This is a genomic window from Palleniella muris (genome assembly GCF_004792655.1).
Taxonomy (GTDB): domain Bacteria; phylum Bacteroidota; class Bacteroidia; order Bacteroidales; family Bacteroidaceae; genus Prevotella; species Prevotella muris_A.
This window is the reverse complement of the sequence record NZ_SRZC01000002.1, coordinates 158065-175873: the sequence shown is the minus strand read 5'-3', so window position 1 is coordinate 175873 and position 17809 is coordinate 158065. Positions and strand designations below refer to the sequence as shown.

Genomic DNA, 17809 nt, shown 5'->3' with positions numbered 1-17809 from the left:
GGCGTGATTGTTCCCTTTTACGGGGAAACAGTCGCGCCGTTCTATCGGTAAAGCATCCTAAGTATGGAAGTAAATACACTCATCCGGAAGCTCTTTATTTTTTTTTACAGGAAAAGAGTTTTCCAGACAGTCCGTTAATCGTAATGCAGGATTGGACTACCTGCGCCAACTGTTGCTGGAAGCGCACAGGGAGTATCAGAACTATGTGGTCACAGGTGTAATGACACCGAGAGTGTTCGCTATGCAGTTCCTCGACGGTCATCATTATACCGATGAAAAAGATGCAGCCGGCAACAACATTCACCGCAAGGCAATGGGAGCCATTGGTATCCTCTTGCAGGAAAGGGCCGATCTTGTAAAACGGTTCTTTTCCGAACCTTCCCTGGATGTCTCGGACATAGATAAGATGATAGTCCTTGTCTATACCGAAAGTCATGATGACGAAAATCCCGATCATGTAACATTCAAAACGACATATATCGGACAAGTGCCGGAACTGAAGCTGTCCTGTGTAATCAGAGCCGAAGATATGCCATTGCTTGCCGATTGTGCCAATGGTGCCGGTTTCTTCCAGAGGAAAGTCACGGTACAGGAGATGAACGACCTTATGAGCGGTACGCTGGACATGCCGTTGGTTGCGGGAAATCTCATGTGCATTTCCTATTTCTTCGACTGTCTCAGTGCCATGAACCTGATTAACCACCGTTGGCAGACAGTCCTCGGACGCAGCGGCTCCATCCTGCTGCAAGGAAAGAACAAGCCACAGTCTCGTTCAAATTACTCTTCCGCACTAAGCCGTGCAAGGAGTAACGGCATATTCACCCATAAGGATGACATAGACATCCTTATGAAGCATATTCGTGAGAAATATGTCCAATAAACGGTCAAATCTTTAAGTGATAGTGATATTTTGAGTGAGACTTTGCAAGTGTCATTCAAAATATTGCTTTCAATACCCGTTTGTATTGTTCCTTTGCAGTCGAAAGCTTTCAACATGTGGGGCGACGGCTCTGAATGTAGAATCAAAAAAGCAAAGAAACAATGAATGAACAACAGCAAACTGTCACTGACTTCCAATGGGGAGAACGGTGTTCCGTCAAGCTCGACAAATTGTTGTCGCGTGTTGACCAGCTCATAGGGATGCTTTTCCATCTGAAGGGCACGTTTACGGTAGAGGATGCAGCCTTGTATCTTGGCATCACCCCGAGCCACCTGTATAAACTGGTGCGCAAATATGACATTCCTCACAGCCGTCCGACCAACGGACGCATTTTCTTCAACAAGGAAGATCTTGACAGATGGGTGAAGTCCCGCATGGACATCGAGACTGAAACAGCCCTCATCAATGAGACAGAACCACAACATGAGTGCTATTATTAAAGGGAGGAAATGGTTATGACATCAGAATTTATATCCACTCTCCAACGGGTGGAAAACGTGAGCCATCTGCTCTCCAAAATGGGAGAAAGCACTGTTGACGAGGCGGTACAGCGTATCGAGTCCATCTGTGCGTTCATGGAGCGTTATGGCGACCTCGGTGAGATATTCGAGCATTTCAAGGAACTGGAGTCAAAGCTCTTCATGTGCCGTGAGATGCTTACCGTCGAAGAAGCGGCGGAATATATCGGGGTATCAAAAAGCCAGATATATCTTATGACTTCCAACAGGGAGATAACCCATTTCAAGCCCCGTGGCAAGTTCATCTATATCGAGCGCAAGGAACTTGATGACGTGCTTCGTCGCAATGTCATCTACTCCAAACATGAGATGAACCGCAGGGCGGCAGCCGAAACCATGGCGGATTTATCCAAAGGAAACCGTAAAGCCAAGAAAGGGACCGGGAAATGAAGATAGAAGAAATCCCATTCGACAGGATATTTCCGGCAAAGAAGGAGCTGACGCCACAGGAAAAAGCCAACCGGGATAAGTTCAAGAAATTCCTTGAATACGTCCGCATCCGTGCCACAGACCGCTATGTCTTTCCTCCGGAGATACTGACGGTCGATGAGATCACGGTGGCAACAGTAGGCAATTTCAGCGCGTCCGTAGGCAAGCCGAAATCAAGAAAGACATTCAATGTGAGTGCGATAGTCGCTGCATTGATTTCAGGGAAAGAAGTGCTGCATTATCGTGCTAAACTGCCCGAAGGCAAGACAAAGGTGCTGTATATAGATACAGAGCAAAGTCGCGTGCATTGTTTCAAGGTGCTTCACCGCATACTCAGAATGTCCGGACTGCCCTCTGATTGTGAAGTGTCGTCATTGGATTTCCTTATGCTCAGGGAGTTCACGCCACAGCAACGCCGTAATATCATAGACTCCGCTCTGGAAGTTGATGACAAGATCGGTTTCGTTGTTATCGACGGCATCCGTGACCTTATCAATGACATCAATTCTCCCGGAGAGTCCGTTGAGATAATCAACGACCTCATGCGGTGGACCAACATGTACAATATCCACATTCATACTGTCTTGCACCTTAACAAGAGCGATGACAACACGAGAGGTCATATCGGAACGGAACTCAACAACAAGGCGGAGACCGTGATGAAAATTATTAAAAGCGAGATAAATCCTGATGTGAGCGAAGTCCGTCCGATGATAACCAGGGAAAAGGAGTTCTCAAACTTTGCCTTCCGTATCAATGAAGACGGTTTGCCGGAGGATATACCGGGATTCAGCAGCGATGAAGAGGAACGGGTGACATTCGAGAATATCACCGTATCGCAGCACAAGGAGATTCTTGACAAGGTATTTGCCGAAGGTCCGGTAAAAGGCTACAATGCGTTGGTCGGCAAATTGCGGGAAATGTATGCGGAAACCGGCTACAGGCGCGGACGCACCTCGTTTGTGATGTGGTTGAAGCATCTTATGTCAAAGGGCATCATCGTCAAGGATAGCCGTGAATACAGATATGAGCAGAACAAACTAACGGAATTAAGAAATTGAACATGGCAGTGAATTTCGGAGAAATCAAGCGAATCGACATCATCGGTTATCTTGAAAAGATAGGCATACGCCCTGTACGCAATTACCAGACATACGCGCTTTACCATGCTCCGTACAGGGAGGACCGACATCCGTCGTTCAAGGTCAGCCGTAAGAAGAACCGCTGGTACGACCTCGCCACAATGCAGAGCGGTGACATCATAGACCTTGGCAAGATGATGTATAATACCAACGACATCATGGAGGTAATCCGGCATATCCAGAACTACACCACGGCGGAGCTTGTCATCAGGGAACGTATTCCGTCTGAATTGCAGGATGAACGAGCTGGCACATTCCGGGATGTGACGGTAAAGCCGCTTACCAATGACAAACTTCTGTCCTATCTTGGTTCCAGAGGCATAGACAGCTCTGTTGCCGTGGAGTTTTGTAGAGAAATTCATTTCTCGCTTGGCCATAGACACTATTATGGTATAGGTTTCGGAAATGTGCTGGGCGGCTATGAAGTGAGAAATCCGTTCTTCAAGGGGACGGTCGGACAAAAAGATGTGTCGCTCATACAAATGGGTAGTGGCAATGAACTGTGTACCGTATTTGAGGGGTTCATGGACTTTCTGTCCTACATGACCTTATGCCGCCGTTCGGATTTCACGCCCTTTGCTGAGACAATGGATTTTGTGGTGTTGAACTCCGTTTCCAATCTCCGCAAGGCGATGAAATGGCTTACCCCTTATCCGACAGTCACCTGCTGCCTTGACAATGACGATGCCGGGCGCAGGGCTGTGGATACTCTCAACGAAACTCGTGATGGAATACATGACGCATCAGGAGTTTACAAAGGTTTCAAAGACCTGAACGACTTTCTTCGTGGCAAGCGTTTTTGTCCCTGACTTTTATTCTCAATACAGATACAACAATTCCCTGTTTTACTTTTCCACCAGAAAAATAAGACAGGGAATTGTATTATAAATCATCAAATAACGATAGTTGTTTGTATTTCTGCACATCGCATAATGCAACCAATGGTGCCCACAAATTTTCTTTAATCCCTGCATCAATCATAAATGTCTGTGCTTTTTCTCTGTCTCGATTTGAGAAAGCACTGATTTCCCATTTGACCTTATCCGTATTTATGTGTCTGATGATTGTACTCAGGTAAGGTGTATCAATGCCGGAAAATGAAAATCCAAATACATGGATTGTCTCAACTTCTCCAAGACTATTCCAAATAGAGTGATTTTCCGATATAATCTGTTCTACATCCTTTTGCAAAAAAGCTATTTGTGAGATCGCAACTTCTTGTGTCTGTTGTGTCATAAAATCGCTATGAGACGAATACCAATCTTGCAGTTCGTATTCATCTAAGTCTGCAGGAGGTTGTGGTTGTGCTATCTCCAGTTCCTCTTTCAACTCTGCATAATTCTTGCCATGTCCTAAAATAAGTTCGTCCTCTCCAACCATACCGTGTATATGCACAATCTGCTCATCTGGTATCCGATACAAATCCTCTAATGTCCGGGTATAATTGAAAGTTATGAATAAGGAGTTTTCTCTTTCAAGGTGGATCCGTTTTGTGCTGTCAGCTTTGTCAAGAGAAGCAATCCAGGCATTGAAAGTACGTTTTATGTGATATATTAAAGCCCCCAGTTCATTCTCAGCGGCAAATTCTGCAGCGTGGTAGTCTCTGTCTCGAAAATCATCGCTTGAGAAGTCTGGATAATTTTCAACCACAACATTTTCAACATAATCATAGAGGTCTATCTCTGAAAGCATGTTCTCAAAATCACTCCACCATTCGTGGGCTTCATCCTCATCTGTTGAAACGCCATATAAGTCACATAACTGTGAATATATGTCCGGCTCGTTCTCTTCAAGCCAGTTACGATAATTTGAATAGCTGCTGTTAATACTATGGTGAATGTCAAAACCATTCCCAATGATGTATAAATGCTTGAAATGCGTAGATATTGTTGTTGATGTCATTATCTATAGATTTGAGTTTGGGGCAAATTAGGGCAATTTGGGGCAAAGTTTGGGGCAATCGAGATTGGGGAACTATGGGGAACCGCATTAGTTCCCCATACTCAGCCGCACTCAAAATAATCGCACGCCAATACTAATCACATCAATACAATCTATTATTGTTGCAACAGTCCTTTACCTTTGTCGGTAAGACGGTATTTTTGCCGTGGATGATTCGGTTTATCAGGATACAGGGGAACAACCAATTCTTGCCTGATTGCAGGATAAAGGTAAAGCTCCAATAAATTGCCCTTGTCTTTTAAGCCGATTAAATCCATGATTTCTTTTGTAGAAAGTGTCCTGTCGGCAATTATTCCCACGATTTTTTCTACTTGTTCGCTAACTGTTGGGTAACTGTTGGGTAACTGTTGGGTAACTGTTGGGTCTTGCCCCACAGTTGTTCGAGTATAACGGAATATGACCCATATAAATCCGCTGTCGGCATGAAATTCTGGGTCGGGAATTCCTACTCGTCTGCATTCGTCAATCATCAATTTTATGCCTCGTCCCCAGCTTTCCAGAATCGTACTCTTATACAAAACATTAGCGATAATGGGATTATGAGGCCGGGAGTCATGCAAACTTAACAGGCGTTCCATTGACATGTCAGGAGGGAATGTTCCACTATTCGTAATCTCAATACGGTCATCATATATAGCAATGCTGACGGAACTTCCCGGATGGTGGTAAGAACGGTGTGCATAAGCATTGATGCAACATTCCCTCAATGCTTTATACGGGACGCTTAATTCTTCTTCACGGTGCAATCCTTCGATCTTTCCCGAGAGAGACAGGTGTTTGAAGAAGAATGCCATCGCTGCATCCAGCAGTTTAAAGATATTTCCTTGGATGCGTTGGTTATCCCAAAACTCTTCCTTGGTTGTCCCTTTGAAACGCGCCATCCGTAACAGACATTGTGGATAGCCGTAGCATTTATGTCCGAATAACACAGCCGCCGCATTGTTCAGTTTTCCGTTGTGTAACAGATCCATTTTCTCAAGAATGGTGGGAATATCCTCTGATATAGTGGTCTCAGGCAGACGTCCTCCCCTGATTCCTCCGCGGACAGCTCCCATGATGGCGTTCTCATCGAGATTTTCAATCAGAAGTTCCGGATTTACCACTGCTTCCCATCCATAATTGCCCCCACGTTGCATCAGAAGCTGATTATAGACTTCCTGCGGCATTATGGATGTCACGCTCTCGGTACGCTGGTAAGCCCGTCCTTTATAACAAAACGGACGGTCAAGGCTTGATTCATCCACATGGAATACAATGACTTTCTTTTCGCTGTCCGGTATTGGGACATAAGAGATCTGCACAGCCGTTATCGGCTCCAGACGATTGATTGCTTCCGCAATCTCCCGTTTCGTCTTGTCACTCACATCCTGACCGATAATCTTTCCCTTGTCCGTTACACCAAACATGACTGTTCCGCCTTTCCCGTTCAGAAAGGCGCAAAGAGTTTCCATTCCGCGTTCCAACTGACCGGTGGTCTCTTTGAACTCCACCTGCCCATTTTCCTTTTCGGATATCAGCTCTTTTACTATGTCGAGATTTTCAATATTCATATGAATTGGTAATATTATTTCTTATCAGCAAGTTCTTTGGGTATCACAATATCGTATGCGTTCACTTTCACTCCGCCTTTCGCAAAGCTCCGTGTGCCGGAGCCGAGGGATATGCGGGATAGGTCAAGTCTGGCAAACCAGCGGTGACGTGCCTTTTCAGCCATATACAGGAACATCCGTTTTACTTTCACTGAAGAGCTGCCTTCCAGTAGCTGTTGAACAAGAGAGGCTCTGAGGGAAGTAAGCATTTCCATAAGATAATACACATCCGTTAAATCATAACGGGAGGGTGAAAGCAGGATACATTCCATTATCGCTCTTTCCGGCGATGAGACTGTCAATGTCTGCCCCAGGTAATCCATTTGCTCTATCCCGGTGTCCCCGATTACTTTTGATGACACTTCTGCAAGGTTCATGTCAAGTTCTGCATCATTTAACCATTTGGGCAGCGGCGGTCGTATCGGAGAAAAGACAACGGCAGTCGGCTTCCCCATCGCAATGTAATGAGAAAAGCCTTTCAGCTCCAACGCAGATGCGGCACCTATGTGATATTTCAAATCGGCCTGTTTCTGATATGAAGCCAATATGCCGTAAAGCGATGGTGTATCTCCGGTGAATTGATATACACCTGTGGATATACGCTGTAACCACTCCGATTTCATATATTGGGAAATCTCACTTCTGCTGAAGCCTGATTTTTCCAGCCATGAAGTGAGCAATATCCCATTGGGAGGGGTTTGCTGACGCAATTTATTTATTTTAGTTCCCATTTGGAAATTATTTCGGTTACAAAATTAACATTAAAATAAATTTTAGCCAAAGATTTCTTCTGAAACTTCCACCTGAGGACGCATTTTTTTCGGATTATCGGACAAAATTGGACTTGCAAGTAGCGTATTTCCGCTCATTTCACTTTAGCGCATTCGATATGCGCCCGGAATAAAGTAAAACGATGAGAGGTTGTTCTTGGTGCTTCAGTGGTTAAAATGCTATATAATCATACTGTGATACAATCATACTCTATTTGCGATTGAATTTCGTTTAGAGTATGAAAGTAAGTTTGAAATCAGCGTCTTATACTAATTACGGTTAAGAAAATGAGATTTGTCTGGATATAATTTTCCTGCACATAATCTTCAATGTTACTTTGCATAAAAATTAAACTCAAACCCAATTAAACGCAAACGACAATGACACCGTATGTAATATTTGTCATCGTGCTGACGATAGCCTATATCATCTATTACGGCTACCATATCAGCAAGGACCTTTACGGCAAGAAAAACGAGAAAGAAACCTCGGTAGAGGAATTTGATGTCAGCGGGATGCAGGATGAAGTTGTGGCCACTCCGGTCAGGGAAAGTGGTGACGGATTCTCTCTCGGAGAAGAGACAGCCCAAGACAATGACCATTCAAGGATTGCCGCCACGGAAGTGGAAACCCCGTCAGGCGGCACAGGCCGTTTTGACAACCTTACAGACAATATGGACGAGACCGACGTGACGAGCGAGGGTGGTGTCTCGTTTGAAGAACTTGAACAGATGCTGTATGACAAGAAATCAGACATTGCTTTCCGTAAATCCACAGTCACTCATACCCGTGAGACATATTGACCTTACACGAGTGGTACTGACGGCAATCCTGTCCGTTTGCTGCCTGTCCGCTTCCGCCAAATGCGGCGGAGTGGATTACAGTTGGGGTGCGGACGGACTGGCGAAAGCCCATGACTTCGTGATTACCATGCTGCTGTATGTGGTGTATATCTGCTATGCGGTGGCCGGAATCGTGTCCGTCATCGCCAGTCTGCAGATTTACTTCAAGATAAATGCCGGAGAAGAGGGCTGGAAGAAAGAGATAATGATGGTGGTGGGAGCCATCCTGTTCATTATCGGAGCGACCATCGTGTTCCCCGCCTTCTTCGGCTACCGTGTATAATAGAGACTCAAATGCGCAAATGAGAAATAAGAGAACCGTAAAACAATTTTGAAACAAAACAGATGAACAAATTACAGAAAATCAAGAATTCCATCAAGAAATTCGTCACATCACCTCGATTCAACTCACTGGCAGTCATGTTGCTTGTCGGCACCGTTGCCTGTCTCGCCCAGAACACCGCAGGCAACTACGAAGCCGGTACTACGGCCCTGACCACGGTCAGTGAGGAAATCGCCAAGTATGTGCCCATCGTTGTCAAGCTCTGCTACGCCATCGCCGGCGTCGTGGCCGTCGTAGGTGCGATCAGCGTCTATATCGCCATGAACAACGAGGAGCAGGACGTGAAGAATATCTTAGTCCTCCAAAATTGGTTGGAAAGGATAAGAAAGGAAGTGACAAATAAAGTGCTTAGTATCAAGCGAATAAGAGATTATTTGAATTTTCCGATTCTTGCTCAACCGACTCTTAAAAAGATATAATAAAATGATTTTTGTTTCTGATTTGTTTCTCATATATGACTTGATTTTCATATCTTTGCACATGCTAATTCGGACATAATCACGATGCGGAAACAATATATCAGCATCCGAAAAGTCCAACCGATGCAGACCCTCTGCCAAATTCATTTTCCCTTCTTTCGGGAGTAAATTACCAATAAAAAATATACAAGCATGGCAAGACCAAAGAAACAAGTCAAACTGAAGGAGCCGATAAAGATTCGTCTCAAACCTCTCGCAGATGGCAACAAGAGTATCTATCTTGACATCTACTGGAAGGGAGTCAGGAAGTATGAGTATCTGAAACTCTATATCATTCCTGAGGTCAATCCACTCTGCAAGGAGCAGAACAAGGAAACGATGGCAGTCGCAGAACGTATCAAGGCAGAGCGCATCAAGGCTCTCCATGGTCACGGAGTGCAAGACTGGGAAACCGTCAAGCAGGGTTCACAACTCTTGACAGGATGGATTAAGAAGTATTGTGAAGGTGGAGTTAGCACCAAGAAGTCAACCCTCCATTGTCGTGTTGAAATGCTTCACACCGTGGAGAAATATCTTGAAGAGTCCAATCAGACCTTTATCACCCTTGAAGAGGTCAATGCTGATTTCTGCCGTGGGTATGTGAAGTTCCTTCGCACCTTCCCAAACTCACACTGCAAGTACATTGAGCCAAGACCTATCAGTCAGAACACGGCAAGCCGTTACCTCGGCATGTTCTCGACTACTCTCAACAATGCCGTCCGTCAAGGTATCATCCGTAACAATCCTATGAAGGAACTGGATGCCAAGGAGCGCATTCAGCCCAAGGATGGCAAGAAGGAATACCTTACCATTGAGGAACTTAAAGCCCTCATGGCAACCGACAGTTACCGCCCAGAGGTCAAGCAAGCCTTCATCTTTGCTTGTTTCACTGGATTGCGACTCAGTGACATGTACAAACTTGCACCGATTCACATCTTCAAGACTCCTGACGGAAAGGGCGAGTACATTGACATGGAAATGCAGAAGACTGAGAAACCTGTCATCATCCCACTCTCGGAAGAGGCAAAGCGTTGGTTACCAAAACCAAAGGGAATAACAACTCCCTTCTTTGATATACCAACTACTCAGACCGTCATAGGCAGAGCCCTTCGCAAATGGGCAGAGGCAGCAGGTGTAGAGAAGCACATCAGTTTCCACTGTTCACGTCATACCTTCGGAACGCTAGCTTTGACCAAGGGGATGCCCATCGAAAGCGTGAGCCGTGTATTGGGGCACACGAACATTGTCACGACCCAAATCTACACCAATATTTAGAGTTGCACAATTTAATATTTTTTTGTACCTTTGCATTGTAATTCAATCACTAACAATGACAAAGGTTATAGTATACGCACGAGTCTCTACCAGCAAACAAGACTTGCAAAGGCAATTATCGTTAGCAAAAGATTATTGTACTCTTAGAGGGTATGAGCTAGTTGATAAAATTGTGGAACAGGAATCGGGCACTAAACAGAACCGAAAAGGAATAAAACAGCTTCTTTCACTTACCAAAGAAGATTGTGATTTGGTTGTTGTGTCAGAACTTTCACGTATTACAAGAGAGGAGGAATTTCAACGTGTATTCTCTAAAATAGACACATTACGGGATAATGGTATAGGTATAGTTTTTCTTGATAATCCTGATGTTGTATATTCAAAGGAAAATCCTATAAGTTTCACGCAGTTTATCATGTTAGGTGTGAAAGCCCAAGGAGCTAGAGAGGAACTGATGAAAATCCGTGATAGGATGAAAAGCGGTCGTGTGGCAAAATTAAAGGCCAATCCATATATGGTGACATCATCCCAAATTTCTTTTGGTTTTGAGAAATACGCAAACCCCAATTACATTCTTGGACAGACTCCAAAATCATTGATTAGGATAAATGAGAAGGAAGCACTAGTGATTAGATTCTGTTATGATATGGCTTGTAATGGCAAATCCTGTCAGAAAATAGCAGATTATCTTAACACTACAGGTAATATTCACAGACATAACAAAGGTGAGAAACTGTGGCAAGCAGCTGAGGTTGCAAAAATGTTAAGAAATAAATTGTATATTGGAATACGAACGATTGAAGGTGTGACACATGAAGTTATCCCTATTGTAAGCGAGGAAGTTTTTAATTTGGCATCTGAATGTATTTCACGAAACAGATGTATTATTGCCAAAGAAAGCAGATTCAACCCCCTTAAAGGCTTGTTGTTTTGTGGAGATTGCGGATTACCTATGAGTATTGTTGTGAATAATGTTGGAAAACAGACTTTCAAATGTCTTTATGCCTCATATCACAGAAAGAATCCCAACAAAAAATATAAAATATGCAATAACAATTATGTATACGTTGATAAAGTTCTTGAGACGGTTTGGAACGCAACGGTTGAAAGACTGAAAAGTGATGAATATTACGGAAAGTCAAAAATAACAATAAGGGACTGTAAGCGTCAAATGAAAAATATAGAAAACGAACACAAGCAAATCACAAATGAATACAATGAAATTGCTGACGATATTCGTAAAGTGATTATTCAATTAGATAAAATCACAGATTCGTTCCTTTTGGAAATACTACAGGAAAAATATAGTTCTTTAAAACAAGCATTGGATGCAAAAGAAAAGGAAATTAGACGACTGGGAAATCTTCACACAGAACTTGAAAATAAAATCAGAGAAATGCGTTCAGAGGTAAAATTTAACGAGCAAATGACGATTCATGAAAAAGCTACATTTTTCAATAAAACATTTTTAAGAGTTGAATGGTTGGGAAAAAAGTTCAAAAGAAAAGGAACTCTGACAATACATTATAAGAATGGGGACAGAATAGACATTGAAATGGCAAATAAGTAACTTATATATGTGGATTATCTATCCATATTGTGATAATTCTACTTTCAGTATCATTTAAGTGGGTGTTATATCATTTAACATCCACTTTTTCAATGTACTAACTTCCATGTATCCTCGCTTTCAATACTTATTATTAGTAGGTATAATAGAGACATTCGGAATGCCATACGTCTCTCAAAAAAATCCAGGATTTTATTTTTTTACTTACTAAATCATCTATTCTTTTTGTACTTTGGACTATTTATGGTATATATGTAAATAACAATAATTTAAATAATTGAGAATATGAATGATAATAAACGAAAGTACAGAGAGCTAGACGATGCAACAAAGTTGAAAATAAGTCAAGCATTAAAGGGTAGAAGCAAGGCAACTACCCACAAAGAGAATATTTCAAATGGAATGAGAGAATATTGGAAAACAGTTCCCAATAAGCCTAAAGACGGTAATAATAACTAAACCAACTTGCATTAATATGGATAGGAATGTACCTTTTACTAGAAATCCAACAAAGTTAATGTATGTGTTGGATAGTGATTTGTGGAAAATGTTATCAATACTGATACAGCAGGAGGATTATTGGGATAATGCTAAGAAATTAAACGCAGATGGTAGCTTCTATAAGCCTATGAGTGAGTTTGCGCAGATTTTTAGAAAGAAAAATTTGCAAGATGTTAGGTTGATGCTGCAAACCTTACAATCTGAAGGATTCATTGAAGTTTTATACAGTAAGGGTGGAAAGCAAGCAAATTATTATCGTATATGTTGGAATAAGATTGAGGCGTATAACGATATCCCTATACCTCAACTAATCAATAACCCTATGCTAAAAACGACAAAAAGAACAACTAAAAAGAGTATTGAAGATAGTACAGCATTGTATCAGCAGATGGAGAACGATAGTACAATATTGTACCAACAAGATAGAGATTTGATAGTACGAGATTGTACCACAACTATAGATAACATTCAAAATATAAATAACAATACTACTATAGATAACACAACTTCAACCAAATCTCTTTTACATGATGCTTACAAAGATAGGTTAGATTCGTTATTATCTGACTATGCTAACGAGTCTGATTATATACTAGCACTAGATATGTATAGTTCTATTCAGAATGATATAGAGTATGCTGGGGAACACCTTTCAACTGATGAAATAGAACAATATCAATCTCAGCTTCAAGAAATATCATCTAACCATGAACAACGAGGTTGGAATATTCAACTGAATGAATCCAATGTTTATAATGTCAAAACCCCAAAGAATTGTAAAGAGTTCTTTGGTACTATATACAGACTTCTATCTAATGCAGAATTGTATATCAGCAGTGATAGGTGGAATGATATTGCGGAAAATACAGAAAAGTGGATAGCTCACCAAAGGAACAATGATATAATCAGTTATGACCATCAACAAGAGGCTATAGAGAAAGTATATAACAAACTAGCATCATAGTTCTACTTCTTAAATACCAAGAAATATGAGTGGAATTTTCTCGCATGATGTTGAATGCAACCATCTGAACGAAGCATTTTTTTATTGGCAATTAGAATAAACAAATCCACCATCTCAAACCCCAATTCAGTAGCTTTATTGATAACATAATTAGCGACCCAATGCTGCTTACCTGCAAAAATAACATCCATTGTCTTGACTATCAATATGCCTTTCTTTTCCAATTTGTCGTAAGCCAAAGATAATATACTGTCGTTAGCATCATATAATTCCTTAGCAGAACTAAAAGAGTTAAATCTATTGGCAATTTTGCAGGTGTTGATAGATTCACCTCCTTTATTATTTCTAATAATAAACGGCAAATCAATCACAATAGAATGTAGTGTATTAGCCTCTAAATCGAAAGCTGTTTCCAATGGCAAGCTATCCTCTGTTTGTGGATACTTATCAAATTTATATATTGGTTGAGGCAGATGTTTATAAAAGCATCCTATACTATATGTCAAATCACAATCAATCTGTTTACGTTTTATGTGGAGACGCAAAATGTTATTTAATATTTCATGTTGATTATCGGAAACCGTAGAGATCAGAAAACTTTTTGGAACTTGTGTCAAATGTTGATAGTTTAGAACTGTCATTTTCTGACACAGAGCTAACGGAATTAAGATGTTTTTTTAATGGTATTTACAGATACCTTCAATTTGTCTGAAAGTTCTTTGATGGAAATGTCGGGTTGTTTCTTTTTAAGCTCTTTTATAGCTCTATGAATAATAATTGCATTATCACGTTTTCTATTTATGCCATTTGTACGGATATACCATCTAACGGCAGGAAACATTATTATTTTCTGCATTTTCCTTGACTGATAGCAGAGGGTTATATAATCTTACTTTTCCTCATCTATTTCTTTCGTCCCCTTTCTCCTTGTTTGGTCTTTAGCAATCCTTGTCTAATAGTACATTTTTCATTTTCCATTACTCCAAGTTTTCCCAAAAAATTTTTCACCTTATAATAGCTGAAGCCTAATTTAGCCTCATCGTAATCTTCAAACAGTGAGGCAATACTGCCATAATAAAAATGTTCATTATCCAGTTGAAGATGTATTACTTTTCTTTCTTGTTTGATTTTGTCCATACACATTTATTTAGGTATAACGGCTACAAAGGTACGAAAAATTAGGCATAAATTAAATAAATGAACATCTTTAGCTTTCTTTAGCTGTAGATATTTGGCATATACTAAATAAATGCCTATCTTTGCATTGTCAAACAAAATAATAACAAATAAAACATCATAGAAATGGTAAACGCAATAGTAATAAACAACGCAACAGCAAACAGAGCAACAGTGATAGCAACGCGTACAGAATCAAGCGAAATGGGAATGATGAAGGCAATGATGATAGACCTTCTTAAAACCAAACTGGCTAACGGTATAGCACATTTTATATTCAAGAAGAAAGATGGCAGCTATAGGGAAGCGTGGGGAACAACCCAAAGCAACATTGCCAATGCTAAAATAAATGGCAGAGGCGTAAGCAGGGAAATGTATGCCACCACAGCATATTTTGATGTAGAATGTGGACAATGGCGTTCATTCCGTTGGGAAAACTTGATACAAGTATTCTAAGCATTTAAGGGGAGGGCTGCCTCCCCCAACATTCACTAATTCATAAATTTGAATATAATCTAAATATCAACTAATTACATCAATATTGATAATAATATCATTCACTAACAATTAAAACCCACGAAAATGAGCGTAAGAAATAGCCATACAACAGCAGATTATCTTGATTGGAATGTTATGTTAAACCTCATTCGTAAGTTATACAGAGATAGCGATTACAGAATGAGTCTTTTTATTGGTTGTGGTTGTTTCTTTGGAATTCGTGTGTCAGACCTTAGAAAGCTCACATGGGCAATGTTATTGCAGAATGATATGTTTGTTATAAATGAGCAAAAGACAGGGAAACGTAGAATCATTAAAATCAATTCAGACTTTCAAAAGCATATCCAACAGTGTTTTGAGGCACTTGAAATAAAAAATATGGATGAGGCTTGTTTTCTTAGTAGGAAAAATATGGTGATGTCCACACAGCGTATCAATGTACGATTGAAAGAGATAAAGAGGCAATATAATATCAAGATAGATAACTTTTCCTGCCACTCGTTGAGGAAGGCTTTTGGTAGGAAAGTTTTTGAAAGTAGTGGCGAAAATGCACAGATGGCACTGGTGAAACTTTCAGAATTATTCAACCATTCCAGTGTAGCAATTACAAAAATCTACCTTGGATTACGAGAAAAAGAACTTTTAGAAACATACGATTTACTGGATTTTTAGGTAGCACCTATTAAATAATAGCCATATATAGAGCATCTTTCACGGAAAATTGCAAACTTTGCATCTGCAAACCCACTAGGGGTGTGCAGACATACATAGAAAGCGTTTTCGCTTCATTCGTATTGGAGAAACCTAGGAAATTTCAACCAATAGAATACAGAATGAAGGTGAATGATGCTCTCTTTGGCTTGTATTATCAACAACCTTGATATACAGTCAAAGTGGAGTCCGTTTCACTTATCTGTATTCTTGGCTTTCCTAGGGCCACTCCAATAAGATATGTGGAAATATGGCTCCACTTTCTTTGTGTGGCTTCAATCATTTACAATTAAATTGCATTACAGAGCCATAGATGCAATGTAAATTTACTATGGCACAATTTGAATGTGATGAATGCGGTGTTTTTTTTGACGATAACGATTTAGTTAATTGTCCTAATTGTAATGCACCTATTGGAACGTTTCAATTAATACAAAAGAAAGATGGTCGTATTCTTGAAGAAAGAACGGCAACACTCCCTAAAGGTGGAGTTGAAACTTTAACAAAAAACATCATGATTGATAGTAATGATGTTAAAGCGGAATTTACTTATAAAGGAAGCAAACCCCAATATGACAAACATCATACTTATATTGATAAAATCAAGGAACTTTGTAGTGCATTTTTTATATTGATATTTCTGCTAACACCATCTTTATTATTTGCCCAAGATAGTCGTAATGCTTCTAAAAAAGAGCATTTAACGCAAGAACAAATATATTCTCTAAGAAAGCGATTCAAACTAGCTGGTCTTCATATAGTAGTAAATACAAATGATAAATCTTTTTGGCAAAAGTTGTTTAACATTTCAGACGAAGGAGTAAATAGCTTATCGCAGGAACTAAAAATTCCAGTTGATACATTATATATGTTTGCCGAGTATATGCTTTCCGAACCCAGCAGTAATAAAGAAAATGTACTAAGTAATGATATATCTCTATTAACATCAGCTTCCCAAAGAGTTTTTTTTACACAAGAACAAATTAATTCTCTAAGAAAACGACTCAAACAAGCTGGACTTTATACAGTGAAGATAAATGGTAATTACTACTGGTATTATTTGTCAAATGATTTAAACGAAAGTGCAAATATAATATCAGAGAAGCTAAAGATTCCCGTTGATACATTATATATACTTGCAGAGTCGGGGTTTAATGATAAACAAATGGAAAGGAATAAAGAAACGATATCAGGAAGTAATGACGATGAAGAGTATAAATTCGGAAAGGCAGCACAGCATTATTTCTTTACACATCCGACAATGTCTTGGACTGAGTTGGACACAAAATTAGTACAAGAGCAAGAGGCAAAAAACGAAATAAAACGACAGAAAAGCCACCAAACCTATTTCGAAATTAGACATATCAGTAATGTTGTGTCATTTTATTTTGCGTATGACCCCAATGTTCTTGTGAAATATGGTACGCTAGAAGATTTATTTTTGGAGTCTATTACTTTTGATAATAACTTAAAAACATATAATGGAGATTTCAAATTAAAAGGTTTTGGTTATGGCGAAAATTATAGTGCAGTAGATGGTATTGCAAATTATCAGTACAAAGAAGCACTTGATGGCAGTAGAATTTTTGAAGGGAAATTTTCATTTTCTCGAAAAGCACAAGGCCCTTATGGCACAAATGCTAACGCTAAGGGATATTTTAAAAATAACAAACAAGTAGGATTATGGACTTGGGATATTCCTGCTGGCACTTATGACGATGGTATTCATAGCGAAATATTCTTTAATGAAAATGGCCTACCTGTAAAATTCGACATATCCATAGGAAATCTAAATAGGCCACGTCGCAGTTATTTTTGTGGAACCTTTGAAAATGGAAAATTAAAAAAAATATTCTATAAAGATAATTTTTTAGTAAAATGCTCTGGTGAATACAATGCAGACGGAAAACCTATAGGTAATTGGTCTATTGAGGAAGATGGTCAAGAAAATATAATTATGTCATTTGATAATAATGGAAAACTTATAAAATCGGGTTATAGGGATTATCGTACAGGAGATTGGATAAATGCAACTTCTCGATATCCTCGTGAATTGTATTTAGACGTGATTAATATGATAAGGACTGGATATTTTCTTCGTTCAACATCGTTTTAACAAC

21 protein-coding genes are annotated in these 17809 nt (G+C 40.0%); 15 read left to right on the top strand and 6 right to left on the bottom strand.

Annotated elements, in window-relative coordinates; genetic code table 11:
- Positions 1-151 precede the first annotated feature (151 nt).
- The 5 genes from E5358_RS01795 (at position 152) to E5358_RS01775 (ending at position 3838) form a co-directional block, all read left to right on the top strand.
- On the top strand, positions 152-880 hold the full coding sequence (locus E5358_RS01795) for a hypothetical protein (RefSeq protein ID WP_135938645.1): 729 nt from the start codon (positions 152-154) through the stop codon (positions 878-880).
- A 161-nt stretch (positions 881-1041) separates the two neighbouring features.
- On the top strand, positions 1042-1380 hold the full coding sequence (locus E5358_RS01790) for a helix-turn-helix domain-containing protein (protein WP_123407900.1): 339 nt from the start codon (positions 1042-1044) through the stop codon (positions 1378-1380).
- A gap of 15 nt (positions 1381-1395) precedes the next feature.
- On the top strand, positions 1396-1848 hold the full coding sequence (locus E5358_RS01785) for a helix-turn-helix domain-containing protein (protein WP_160247610.1): 453 nt from the start codon (positions 1396-1398) through the stop codon (positions 1846-1848).
- Positions 1845-2948 carry an AAA family ATPase gene (locus tag E5358_RS01780; protein ID WP_123407895.1) on the top strand — a complete coding sequence of 368 codons (1104 nt, stop codon included), beginning with the start codon at positions 1845-1847 and terminating at the stop codon, positions 2946-2948. The genes E5358_RS01785 and E5358_RS01780 overlap by 4 nt, the downstream gene beginning before the upstream one ends.
- Positions 2949-2950: 2 nt before the next feature.
- On the top strand, positions 2951-3838 hold the full coding sequence (locus E5358_RS01775; protein WP_123407893.1) for a toprim domain-containing protein: 888 nt from the start codon (positions 2951-2953) through the stop codon (positions 3836-3838).
- Between the two features lie 73 nt (positions 3839-3911).
- Here E5358_RS01775 and E5358_RS01770 read toward each other — a convergent pair whose 3' ends face one another.
- From E5358_RS01770 to E5358_RS01760, 3 genes are all read right to left on the bottom strand, one after another.
- A complete protein-coding gene (locus E5358_RS01770; RefSeq protein ID WP_123482802.1) occupies positions 3912-4931 on the bottom strand; it encodes a bacteriophage abortive infection AbiH family protein in 1020 nt (339 codons plus the stop codon).
- A 155-nt stretch (positions 4932-5086) separates the two neighbouring features.
- Positions 5087-6541 carry an ATP-binding protein gene (locus E5358_RS01765; RefSeq protein ID WP_123407889.1) on the bottom strand — a complete coding sequence of 485 codons (1455 nt, stop codon included), beginning with the start codon at positions 6539-6541 and terminating at the stop codon, positions 5087-5089.
- Between the two features lie 14 nt (positions 6542-6555).
- The gene (locus tag E5358_RS01760) at positions 6556-7311 is read right to left on the bottom strand and encodes a type IV toxin-antitoxin system AbiEi family antitoxin (protein ID WP_123407887.1); all 756 of its coding nucleotides are present in this window, start codon (positions 7309-7311) and stop codon (positions 6556-6558) included.
- A 420-nt stretch (positions 7312-7731) separates the two neighbouring features.
- Here E5358_RS01760 and E5358_RS01755 point away from each other — a divergent pair, with 420 nt between their 5' ends.
- The 7 genes from E5358_RS01755 to E5358_RS01725 all read left to right on the top strand — a co-directional run bounded on the left by E5358_RS01755 (position 7732) and on the right by E5358_RS01725 (position 13304).
- Positions 7732-8154 carry a hypothetical protein gene (locus E5358_RS01755; protein ID WP_123407885.1) on the top strand — a complete coding sequence of 141 codons (423 nt, stop codon included), beginning with the start codon at positions 7732-7734 and terminating at the stop codon, positions 8152-8154.
- Positions 8150-8476 (top strand): DUF4134 domain-containing protein, encoded by a 327-nt coding sequence (locus E5358_RS01750; protein ID WP_277821131.1) that lies wholly within the window; start codon positions 8150-8152, stop codon positions 8474-8476. Before E5358_RS01755 ends, E5358_RS01750 begins: the two co-directional genes overlap by 5 nt.
- A 62-nt stretch (positions 8477-8538) precedes the next feature.
- Entirely contained in the window at positions 8539-8955 is a 417-nt protein-coding gene (locus E5358_RS01745) for a DUF4134 family protein (RefSeq protein ID WP_135938644.1), read from the top strand.
- Positions 8956-9147: 192 nt separating this feature from the next.
- A complete protein-coding gene (locus tag E5358_RS01735) occupies positions 9148-10269 on the top strand; it encodes a site-specific integrase (RefSeq protein WP_135938643.1) in 1122 nt (373 codons plus the stop codon).
- A 55-nt stretch (positions 10270-10324) separates the two neighbouring features.
- Positions 10325-11839, top strand: a complete 1515-nt coding sequence (locus E5358_RS01730; RefSeq protein WP_135938642.1) for a recombinase family protein — start codon at positions 10325-10327, stop codon at positions 11837-11839.
- Positions 11840-12124: 285 nt separating this feature from the next.
- The gene (locus tag E5358_RS15010; RefSeq protein WP_168354562.1) at positions 12125-12298 is read left to right on the top strand and encodes a hypothetical protein; all 174 of its coding nucleotides are present in this window, start codon (positions 12125-12127) and stop codon (positions 12296-12298) included.
- Between the two features lie 16 nt (positions 12299-12314).
- Positions 12315-13304, top strand: a complete 990-nt coding sequence (locus E5358_RS01725) for a hypothetical protein (RefSeq protein ID WP_135938641.1) — start codon at positions 12315-12317, stop codon at positions 13302-13304.
- A gap of 2 nt (positions 13305-13306) precedes the next feature.
- Here E5358_RS01725 and E5358_RS01720 read toward each other — a convergent pair whose 3' ends face one another.
- The 3 genes from E5358_RS01720 to E5358_RS01710 are packed head-to-tail and all read right to left on the bottom strand — an operon-like array spanning position 13307 to position 14441.
- Entirely contained in the window at positions 13307-13945 is a 639-nt protein-coding gene (locus E5358_RS01720; protein ID WP_135938640.1) for a hypothetical protein, read from the bottom strand.
- 23 nt (positions 13946-13968) lie between these two features.
- A complete protein-coding gene (locus tag E5358_RS01715) occupies positions 13969-14160 on the bottom strand; it encodes an HTH domain-containing protein (protein ID WP_135938639.1) in 192 nt (63 codons plus the stop codon).
- 47 nt (positions 14161-14207) lie between these two features.
- Positions 14208-14441, bottom strand: a complete 234-nt coding sequence (locus E5358_RS01710; RefSeq protein ID WP_135938638.1) for a hypothetical protein — start codon at positions 14439-14441, stop codon at positions 14208-14210.
- A gap of 165 nt (positions 14442-14606) precedes the next feature.
- Between E5358_RS01710 and E5358_RS01705 the strand changes: the two genes are divergently transcribed.
- The 3 genes from E5358_RS01705 (at position 14607) to E5358_RS01695 (ending at position 17805) form a co-directional block, all read left to right on the top strand.
- A complete protein-coding gene (locus tag E5358_RS01705) occupies positions 14607-14936 on the top strand; it encodes an SH3 beta-barrel fold-containing protein (protein ID WP_135938637.1) in 330 nt (109 codons plus the stop codon).
- Between the two features lie 126 nt (positions 14937-15062).
- On the top strand, positions 15063-15650 hold the full coding sequence (locus E5358_RS01700) for a tyrosine-type recombinase/integrase (protein ID WP_135938636.1): 588 nt from the start codon (positions 15063-15065) through the stop codon (positions 15648-15650).
- A gap of 370 nt (positions 15651-16020) precedes the next feature.
- Entirely contained in the window at positions 16021-17805 is a 1785-nt protein-coding gene (locus tag E5358_RS01695) for a hypothetical protein (protein WP_135938635.1), read from the top strand.
- Positions 17806-17809 lie beyond the last annotated feature (4 nt).

Coding starts and splice junctions, on each gene's coding strand:
- E5358_RS01785 (WP_160247610.1), top strand. CDS start 1,396: ATGACATCAGAATTTATATCCACTCTCCAACGGGTGGAAAACGTGAGC.
- E5358_RS01755 (WP_123407885.1), top strand. CDS start 7,732: ATGACACCGTATGTAATATTTGTCATCGTGCTGACGATAGCCTATATC.
- E5358_RS01720 (WP_135938640.1), bottom strand. CDS start 13,945: ATGACAGTTCTAAACTATCAACATTTGACACAAGTTCCAAAAAGTTTT.
- E5358_RS01780 (WP_123407895.1), top strand. CDS start 1,845: ATGAAGATAGAAGAAATCCCATTCGACAGGATATTTCCGGCAAAGAAG.
- E5358_RS01725 (WP_135938641.1), top strand. CDS start 12,315: ATGGATAGGAATGTACCTTTTACTAGAAATCCAACAAAGTTAATGTAT.
- E5358_RS01695 (WP_135938635.1), top strand. CDS start 16,021: ATGGCACAATTTGAATGTGATGAATGCGGTGTTTTTTTTGACGATAAC.
- E5358_RS01715 (WP_135938639.1), bottom strand. CDS start 14,160: ATGCAGAAAATAATAATGTTTCCTGCCGTTAGATGGTATATCCGTACA.
- E5358_RS01765 (WP_123407889.1), bottom strand. CDS start 6,541: ATGAATATTGAAAATCTCGACATAGTAAAAGAGCTGATATCCGAAAAG.
- E5358_RS01770 (WP_123482802.1), bottom strand. CDS start 4,931: ATGACATCAACAACAATATCTACGCATTTCAAGCATTTATACATCATT.
- E5358_RS01745 (WP_135938644.1), top strand. CDS start 8,539: ATGAACAAATTACAGAAAATCAAGAATTCCATCAAGAAATTCGTCACA.
- E5358_RS01710 (WP_135938638.1), bottom strand. CDS start 14,441: ATGGACAAAATCAAACAAGAAAGAAAAGTAATACATCTTCAACTGGAT.
- E5358_RS01790 (WP_123407900.1), top strand. CDS start 1,042: ATGAATGAACAACAGCAAACTGTCACTGACTTCCAATGGGGAGAACGG.
- E5358_RS01730 (WP_135938642.1), top strand. CDS start 10,325: ATGACAAAGGTTATAGTATACGCACGAGTCTCTACCAGCAAACAAGAC.
- E5358_RS01700 (WP_135938636.1), top strand. CDS start 15,063: ATGAGCGTAAGAAATAGCCATACAACAGCAGATTATCTTGATTGGAAT.
- E5358_RS01760 (WP_123407887.1), bottom strand. CDS start 7,311: ATGGGAACTAAAATAAATAAATTGCGTCAGCAAACCCCTCCCAATGGG.
- E5358_RS15010 (WP_168354562.1), top strand. CDS start 12,125: ATGAATGATAATAAACGAAAGTACAGAGAGCTAGACGATGCAACAAAG.
- E5358_RS01705 (WP_135938637.1), top strand. CDS start 14,607: ATGGTAAACGCAATAGTAATAAACAACGCAACAGCAAACAGAGCAACA.
- E5358_RS01775 (WP_123407893.1), top strand. CDS start 2,951: ATGGCAGTGAATTTCGGAGAAATCAAGCGAATCGACATCATCGGTTAT.
- E5358_RS01735 (WP_135938643.1), top strand. CDS start 9,148: ATGGCAAGACCAAAGAAACAAGTCAAACTGAAGGAGCCGATAAAGATT.